This is a genomic window from Leisingera sp. ANG-Vp (assembly GCF_000813725.1).
Classification (GTDB): Bacteria; Pseudomonadota; Alphaproteobacteria; order Rhodobacterales; family Rhodobacteraceae; genus Leisingera.
In genome coordinates this window covers 1-5,063 of sequence record NZ_JWLD01000083.1, presented here as the reverse complement: position 1 = coordinate 5,063, position 5,063 = coordinate 1, and the positions used below count along the sequence as shown (strand labels likewise).

Here is a 5,063-nt window from a genome sequence, read left to right as displayed (position 1 = left end):
AACCGCCATAAGGACAGCGGCGCCCGCTACCACAACGAGGTTCTCAATTACACCAAATCAGGAGACGAGGTCTGGTTCGACACCAACATCGTGCCCGTGACCGGCGCTGACGGCCAGGTTGACCTGATCATCGGTATTGAGCGCGACATCACCCGCAGCAAACAGCGCGAGCGCGAGCTGGCAGAGGCCAAGCAGGCGGCGGAAATGGCGGACCGTGCCAAATCGGAATTCCTCGCCAATATGAGCCATGAAATCCGTACACCAATGAACGGTATTATTGGCATGGCCGACCTTCTGGCCGAGTCTGACCTCCCTCTGGATGAGCTGCAGAACGTCGAAACCATCCGCAGTTCCGCCCAGGCGCTCCTGAAAATCATCAATGACATTCTCGACCTTTCGCGGCTGGAGGCCGGGAGGTTCTCCATTGCAGAAGAGGATTTCGATCTGCACGATTGCATCAGCAGCGCGGCCGGCCTCTTCCGTCAGAAAGCGCAGGAGAAAGGGGTGTCGCTGCAGATCAGCTTTGCCGAAAGCCTGCCTGCACAGCTGCACGGCGATGACGGGCGGCTGCGCCAGATTCTGGTCAACCTGATAGGCAACGCGGTTAAGTTCACTGCCGAAGGCAAGATCTGTGTCCGGGCCTCGCATGCCGCGGCGGACCCAAGCCGCGTGGTGGTTGAGGTTGAAGACAGCGGCATCGGGATCTCCGAAGCCCAGAGCCGCCACATCTTCGACCGGTTCACCCAGGCAGACGCTGCCACCACCAAGGTCTTCGGCGGCACCGGGCTGGGGCTGACGATATCCAGCATGCTGGCCAAACGGATGGGCGGCGGCATATCAGTGACGTCTGAACTGGGCCACGGCGCCTGCTTCCGGCTGGAAGTGCAGATGGCTCCAGCCACCGGGGCGCGGGACCAGGCAACCGTGCTGCCGTTGGACCCGGCAAGGCAGCTGGAACCCTGCCGGATTCTGCTGGCTGAGGACAACCAAACCAACCGTTTGCTGATCCGCAAATTCCTGCGCAGCCAGCCAGTGGAGCTTTATGAAGCCGCCAATGGTCGGGATGCGGTCGAAATGTGCAAGGAGCTGCAACCGGACCTGATCCTGATGGACATGTCCATGCCGGAGCTGGACGGCATCGGCGCGACGCGGGAGATCCGCAGCCTGGCCATCGGCCAGCCCGTGATAATCGCACTGACAGCCAATGCGTTCTCCAGCGACCGGCAGGCCTGCCTGGAGGCGGGGATGGACCATTTCCTGGCCAAACCGGTGAAAAAGGCGGTGCTGCTGAACACTTTGGCCGCCGCGCAGGCTGAGGCCATCGTTCCGCAGCAGCCCCGTGCCAGTGCCTGAACGCCCCGGACGGGCTTCACCCTTGCGTCAGACTGCCAAACCGATCAGCGCCACACCGCCGGCCATCAGCACCGCCGAACCCAGCCGGCGCAGCCAATATCCTTCCTTGAGAAACACAAACCCGATCAGCGCTGCAAAGATCACCGAGGTCTCACGCAGCGCCGAGACCGCACCCAGCGGGGCAAAATTCTTGGCATAGAGCACCAGCCCGTAAGCCGTCATTGAGACCAGCCCCCCGGCCAGGCCCAAAGCCCAGGTGCGCTTTGGCAGGGCGGCCAGGGTTTCCCGTTTGCGGACCGCAATGAAGCCCGCAATGAAAATGTGCAGGAACGCCCCCCATGCCCAATAGCTGAGCGTATTGCCCGACAGGCGGACCCCCACTCCGTCAATCAGCGAATAGATCGAGATGAAAACCCCGGTTCCAACTGCAAACCCCAATGCTGTCCGCCCGACCCCGGAACGCAGCGCCTTCCAACTGCTGAGCTGGATCCCAAGCGCGATCACCGCGATCCCCGCCCAGGCCTGAAGCGGCAGCACTTCACCGGCAAAGATCATCGCCCAGATGCCGACAAGCGCCGGCACGATTCCGCGGGCGATGGGGTAGACGACACTGAAGTCGCCATGCTGATAGGCACGCCCCAGCATGTAGTAGTAGCCAAAATGCACCACAGTGGAGAGCAGGATGTAGACAAAGCTCTCGGCATTGGGCAGCGGCAGCAGCGCGATCATCACCGCGCTGGGGAGAACGTGGCCAAAAGCCACCAGTCCCAGCGTGGTCGTGCGGTCAGCGGCAGTTTTGACAATTGCGTTCCAGACGGCATGCAGCAGCGCTGCCGACAGGATGATGGCAATAACAAAGAGGGTCATTTCAGGGACAGGTCTTTAATGGTGCAGCCCGGCTGGTTCGCCTTATCCGGCTTGCTCGGGCTGCATTTCGTTGATCAGCCGCGTCTCCAGCAGCTGGCCGTTCTGATACAGAACCGGATAGGCGACTGCCGCGATATGGCTGTTGAACTCGCGCAGGGCCCGCAGAGTCTCCAGGTGGATATCCGAGGTCTCAAAGCTTTCCTGCGCGCCGTTCTGCAACCGTTTCAGGTGGCGTTTGCGGCTGTCATGCTCCATCCGTTTCAGCTCGGTCTTTTCCAGGCTAAGCAAGCGCGCGCTCTCCAGATCATCCGAAATCAGCACATTCGACGCCAGCTGCAGATTGGCCAGGGTCGCCTCGTGCATCCGGGTGATTTCCATCCAGCCGTCTTTGGAAAAGCGGAGGTTCTTCTTGTTCAGATCGCCGGCCAGCACCGTCAGACGCCTAGCCACCACATCCCCCGCAGTCTCCAGCCGGATGGCATATTCCATCAGGCCGCGCGCGGTTTTCACCTGCGCCTTGCTGAACTCCTCTTCGGGGATGGCGGCCACATACTTGCGGATGCCGGAGAGGCAGGCATTGACCTCCTCATCCATCACCTGCACCGCCTTGATCTGCTCCTTGGTGCTGGACTGATAGAGCTCCAGAACCGGGCGGTACATGGCGTGCACCAGGTCCGACATCCGCAGCAGTTCACGCTTGAGGTTCAAGACCGCCTGGGTCGCCGACCCATAGCTGCCCTGCTCCAGCGCGCTGACCGGGCGCCCCTGCTGGCTGGTTTCGGCTTTAGCAGGTTCCGGGAAAATACGGGTCAGCAGCCCCTCCAGCCGCCCGCAGAAGGGCAAGGCCAAAACCAGCAGCGACGCGTTGAACGCAAGATGCGCGTTGACCAGCATCTGGCCGCCCTGCGGATCACCCAGCACTCCTTGCCGCAACGCCAGATTGGCCGCAAACAATGCAACCACCGCCCAGGCACCCCGCAAAGCCAGGTTCGCATAGGGGATCCGCCGCGCCTGCAGATCCATTCCCCGGCTCAGCCACACGGGGATGAAGGCGGAGCCAAAATTCGCCCCCAGCACCAAAGACAAGCCGGCTGCAAAAGGGATCGCGCCGATCTGCACCAGGGTCACGCACATCAGGATCGCAGCCACGCTGGAATGCATCACAAAGGCCAGCGCGCCGCCGACCAGAAAGGCAGTGATATAGTCACGCGCCAGGTAGCCCGCGATTGCTGGCAGAAAGGCGCTGTCGCGGATCGGATCCATTGCCTCGCGCAGGAAGCGCAGCGAAATCAGGATGAAGGCCACCCCCATCAGGATCCGCCCCAGCTGCCGCGCCTTCTTGGCCTCGGTCTTCACAAAAAGGTAGCCGCCGATCGCAAGCAGAACCGGCACCAGCCAGTCCAGCTTGAAGGACAGGATCTGGATGATCAGCGCCGAACCCAGGTCTCCGCCCAGCACAATCGCCAGCCCGGCCGGAAAGGCCAGCATGCCGGAGGCGGCAAAACCGGAGGTCAGAAGCGCCACCGCCGCCGAGGACTGCAGAACGATGGCCATGGCAACGCCGGTTGCGGCAGAAGAGGCATAACTGCGCTGGCCGGTCATCAGCCGCTGAAACGAGGCGCCATAGCTGCGCTCGATTCCAGTGCGCACCATCCGCACCGCAAACAGCAGCAGCATTGTTGCCCCTGCCAAGCTGATCAGAAAAGTCAGGATCGCCATGCAAGTTTCCATTCGCAGGACGCGGCGGAACCGTTTTCGAACTCAGTCATTTTTGCTTCCTTCGGCAACTTCCGTTTTCACGCCCCAGCCGCTGAGCGCTTCTGCCAGTTTCTTGCCCGGCGCCCGGTCGGTGAACAGGAGATCAATCCTGCGCGGAGCCGGCCCGCGGTGCGGCGCAGTTTCCTCGAATTTCGGATGCGCTATTGCCACTGCAACCTGCTCAGTGCAATCGGCCACAACACTGGCCAGCTGTGCTTCGTCTGCACTGTGGTAGAGCACACCATGTTTTGATGAGAAGGCATCCGCTGAAAGAACCGCCAGATCCAGCGCAAAACGGCGCACCTGCTGCTCGGTGACAAAGCCGAAGGTGCCACGCTCGTTACTCTGCAATTCGCCGCCCAGGAAATGCACCCGGTTGCCGTTGTGGTTAGCCAGGGTTTGGGCAGCTCCGATGGAATTGGTCACCACAATCAGCCCGGACTTTTGCCTCAGCTCTTCGGCGACGAAGGCGGTGGTGGAGCCGACATCCAGAAACAGCGCCATGCCATCCCGGGCGCGGGCTGCAACCCGCGCTGCGATCCGGGCCTTTTCTTTTTGATTTTCGGAGATCCGCCGTGCAAAGCTGGTTGCGCTTTGCGGCCCCGCCAAAAAGGCACCTCCATGCACCCGTTGCACGGCTCCCGCCTTGTCGAGAGCCTTGATGGTGCGCCGGACGGTTTCTTCGGAGACCTCCAGCATCTTGGCAAGCTCTGCACTGCGGGCCGAGCCGCCCAGGCGGCGCAAAGCGTCAACAAGTTCCAATTCGCGGTGCGAGAGGGAAAGAGAGTCAGACACGGGGCTATCCGTTCGCCGTTGTTTTGTTTTCTTCAGGCGATTAGGCATAGGACACCTCTCCTTTACAAGAGCCTCGCCCACAGATTCCCACAAAAATCAGGGCATCGCCAAATAAAAACCGGCAAAATCACTCAAACGGTCACGGCGAAAGCAGATACCAGCCCACTTCGCGATTCCCTGCACCCCGGCCTATGAAACTCTCCCGCCCCTTTTCGGCCTGCCGCGGGCAGCCCCGAAAGCGTTGGGCGTGGCACCGCGCAGATGCGCGGTGCGGGCAGCGCCCCTGATAA

The 5,063-nt window shown here is 61.5% G+C and carries 4 protein-coding genes; 1 reads left to right on the top strand and 3 read right to left on the bottom strand.

Annotated elements, in window-relative coordinates:
- On the top strand, positions 1-1,353 hold a 1,353-nt coding region (locus tag RA20_RS21675; RefSeq protein ID WP_152618584.1), incomplete at its 5' end, for an ATP-binding protein.
- A gap of 27 nt (positions 1,354-1,380) precedes the next feature.
- Here the strand turns inward: RA20_RS21675 and RA20_RS21670 are convergent.
- From RA20_RS21670 to RA20_RS21660, 3 genes are read right to left on the bottom strand one after another with little or no spacing between them, the layout of a single operon-like run.
- Positions 1,381-2,220 (bottom strand): DMT family transporter, encoded by an 840-nt coding sequence (locus RA20_RS21670; protein ID WP_039133771.1) that lies wholly within the window; start codon positions 2,218-2,220, stop codon positions 1,381-1,383.
- Between the two features lie 42 nt (positions 2,221-2,262).
- Entirely contained in the window at positions 2,263-3,939 is a 1,677-nt protein-coding gene (locus RA20_RS21665) for a Na/Pi cotransporter family protein (RefSeq protein WP_039133769.1), read from the bottom strand.
- Between the two features lie 42 nt (positions 3,940-3,981).
- Entirely contained in the window at positions 3,982-4,773 is a 792-nt protein-coding gene (locus RA20_RS21660) for a DeoR/GlpR family DNA-binding transcription regulator (protein ID WP_039133767.1), read from the bottom strand.
- Positions 4,774-5,063: the final 290 nt, after the last annotated feature.